This is a genomic window from Mesorhizobium sp. M7A.F.Ca.ET.027.02.1.1, from assembly GCF_004022985.1.
GTDB lineage: Bacteria > Pseudomonadota > Alphaproteobacteria > Rhizobiales > Rhizobiaceae > Mesorhizobium.
In genome coordinates this window covers 1-2266 of record NZ_RZOL01000632.1, presented here as the reverse complement: position 1 = coordinate 2266, position 2266 = coordinate 1, and the positions used below count along the sequence as shown (strand labels likewise).

At 62.1% G+C, this 2266-nt stretch carries 4 protein-coding genes and 1 pseudogene; all 5 read right to left on the bottom strand.

Features of this window, described 5'->3' with window-relative positions:
• Positions 1-473, bottom strand: a 473-nt coding sequence (tcmP, locus tag EN749_RS39200; RefSeq protein ID WP_245491567.1) for a three-Cys-motif partner protein TcmP, incomplete at its 3' end; no start/stop codon positions are given.
• Positions 425-787, bottom strand: coding sequence for a hypothetical protein (locus tag EN749_RS39195; protein WP_245491566.1), 363 nt, complete (start codon positions 785-787; stop codon positions 425-427). The genes EN749_RS39195 and tcmP, both read right to left, overlap by 49 nt.
• Before the next feature lie 116 nt (positions 788-903).
• On the bottom strand, positions 904-1365 hold the full coding sequence (locus EN749_RS34420; protein ID WP_023810741.1) for a MarR family transcriptional regulator: 462 nt from the start codon (positions 1363-1365) through the stop codon (positions 904-906).
• Complete coding sequence (locus tag EN749_RS34415) at positions 1362-1946, bottom strand: amino acid synthesis family protein (RefSeq protein ID WP_128364847.1); 585 nt, start codon at positions 1944-1946, stop codon at positions 1362-1364. Before EN749_RS34415 ends, EN749_RS34420 begins: the two co-directional genes overlap by 4 nt.
• Positions 1939-2266, bottom strand: a pseudogene (locus EN749_RS34410) (UPF0280 family protein); the annotation flags it as partial. The gene EN749_RS34415 and the pseudogene EN749_RS34410, both read right to left, overlap by 8 nt.

The window sequence follows — 2266 nt, the reverse complement described above, 5'->3', positions numbered from 1 at the left end:
TGCTTGGCGGCTAGCAGAAGCCAATATAGCGGCTGGTTGCCGGGTCCGGTTACTAGCTTGGGTTCGGGGGAGGGCCATACGCCGAGTCGTCCAACAAGTTCCGACCAATAACGCAAAATTGCCTGGCGTGTTGCCTTGGCGTTTCCCGCTTTGATGGCGTCACGCCAGCCAGGAATGAAGGCATCGAACACCGTCGAGTCGCCCGACGAGTATTTGTCGAGGTTCCGCTGCAGGTCCATTTGGCTGACATGTACAAGCATGTCGACGTACCGAAGGTCTGACAGCGTCCTGATCATCTCGAAGTTGAGCGTCTCCAGGTTGTAAGGATCCAGGTATGCGAAATTCAAGCTATGAGGGTTCACAACGCCGACGACCGTCTTGATGGTGGCAACAGCATTACCCGTGAAAGCCACGACCGGAGCGTTCAGCGCTTGTAGCCGTTTCTTGCAAGCCTCAACCCGCCCGGGTTCGATATCTCCGATATATACCGCAGAGAATGCGTTCTGCTGTCCGCACTCTTCTTCCAGGCAGCAACCACACCGCCATCAATGAACTCATTGGTGCCGCGAATCCTGCATCTGCCCGGTCCACAGAACGGATCAATCAGAGGTGCTCCAGCCTTTCCGTGATCGAGCCATTTTGATCGGACGCCACGGCTGATGTCGACATAACGACATAGATACTCGTGCTTAGTTTTGGCCCAGGCGCCGACCTCCTCTACGGGCGATCCGTCGTCGCCTTGAACAAGCTGCCCCACAAACGCCCCCGTTTTGATCGATCCGATCATCTTTGGTGTCAATCGACAAGCAACGAGCTAACCGCATTCGCCTGAGGCGAACTCTTCTCCGACAGCTATATTACATAAGGCCTTGCTAGTCGGCCCATTCTCGCGGCAGCGCCGCTCTAAGCCAGCTTCACCAGCAGCTTCATGAAGGTGGCGATCTCCTTGGCGGAGAGCGGTGCCAGCGTCTCCTGGGTGATCTCGCGCGCCAGCGGGATCAGGCGCTCGATGGCATCACGGCCTGCCGCGGTCAGATTGACCAGCAGCCGTCTCTTGTCGACCTCGTGCCTGGAAAGCTCGACCAGGCCGCGCGCCTTCAGCCGGTCGATGACGCCCTTGACCGTCGCTGCATCCATCGCGATCAGCGTGCCGAGCTGGTTCTGCGAGGTCTCGCCGACGTCACGCAGCTTGGCCAACGCCGCGAACTGCGGCGGCGTCAGATCGCCGATATGCGCGGCAAAGATCGCCACATGGCGCTGATGCGCCTTGCGCAGGATGAAGCCGACCTGCTCCTGCAGGAGGTAATCCTGGTCGTCCGGCGCCTCGACCTCGACCAGCTTGAGCAGATTGTCCTCGCCGCTCACCGCAAGCCATCCCAGGCTTTGATGTCATCGGCCGCGAGACCACCCATGCGATCGTGGATGCGCGGGCCACAGGTCATGGCGAGGCAGAACAGGATCTCCTCGGGGCGCGGACCATCGCTGATGCCGACTTCCATGGCGTCGAAATGGCTGCGCACATAGGCGGCGTTGATGTGGCCGAGCGGTACATCGAGCTTTGAACCGAACGCGCCGACCTTCTTGGCCGACGGCACGATCGCCTTGGCGTCGCCGAGCCGTTCGCGCATGGCGTAGCCGCCGGGCACATGCCACAGCGCACCGTGCTCCAACTCGCCCGCCGTGCCGACAATGGCGCCCTTGCCGTAGCCGTCGATCTGCTTGACGTCGCCGCCGAGCGCCGCCATCAGCCGGTCGGCGAGCAACAGGCCGAGCGGCTTCAGATCGTCCATGGCGCTCTGCAAGTCTTCGACATAGCGCCCGGCGAACGGGTTTTTCACCAGGGCCATCGCGGCGGCGCGGCGGCGCGGCACCTGGGCCACCGGCCCGCCCTCGTGAAAAATCTCTTCGGTCAGCACCGCGATTTTGCGGATCGAAAACTCAGGCATGGGCAACTTCCTCCCTCGAACTTTTGTTGGGCGCGGCAAGCGCAACCGAGCCACTGATGCGGGCCTCACCGCCAAGAAACAGCGCCGATCCGGCAATCAGGCCGCGCCGGCGAAAATCTTCGGCGACGGCAAGGCCATTGTCCAGCGCCCGCGCCACTTCGCCAAGGGCAAGCGTGCCGACACCATGTGTCACCAGGCGCGCGCCGAGATCGCTGTCGGGCGACAATTCATGTGCGGGAATGCGCTTGATGGCGGGATTGCCGGGCAGGTCCACCGCGTTGGCAATGAGGGTCGCCGCCGCATCTGCCTCGGCGCCGGTC

What these genes read in the sequence shown, in the direction of transcription:
- EN749_RS39195 (WP_245491566.1), bottom strand. Translation starts at nt 787, where the DNA reads ATGATCGGATCGATCAAAACGGGGGCGTTTGTGGGGCAGCTTGTTCAA.
- EN749_RS34415 (WP_128364847.1), bottom strand. Translation starts at nt 1,946, where the DNA reads ATGCCTGAGTTTTCGATCCGCAAAATCGCGGTGCTGACCGAAGAGATT.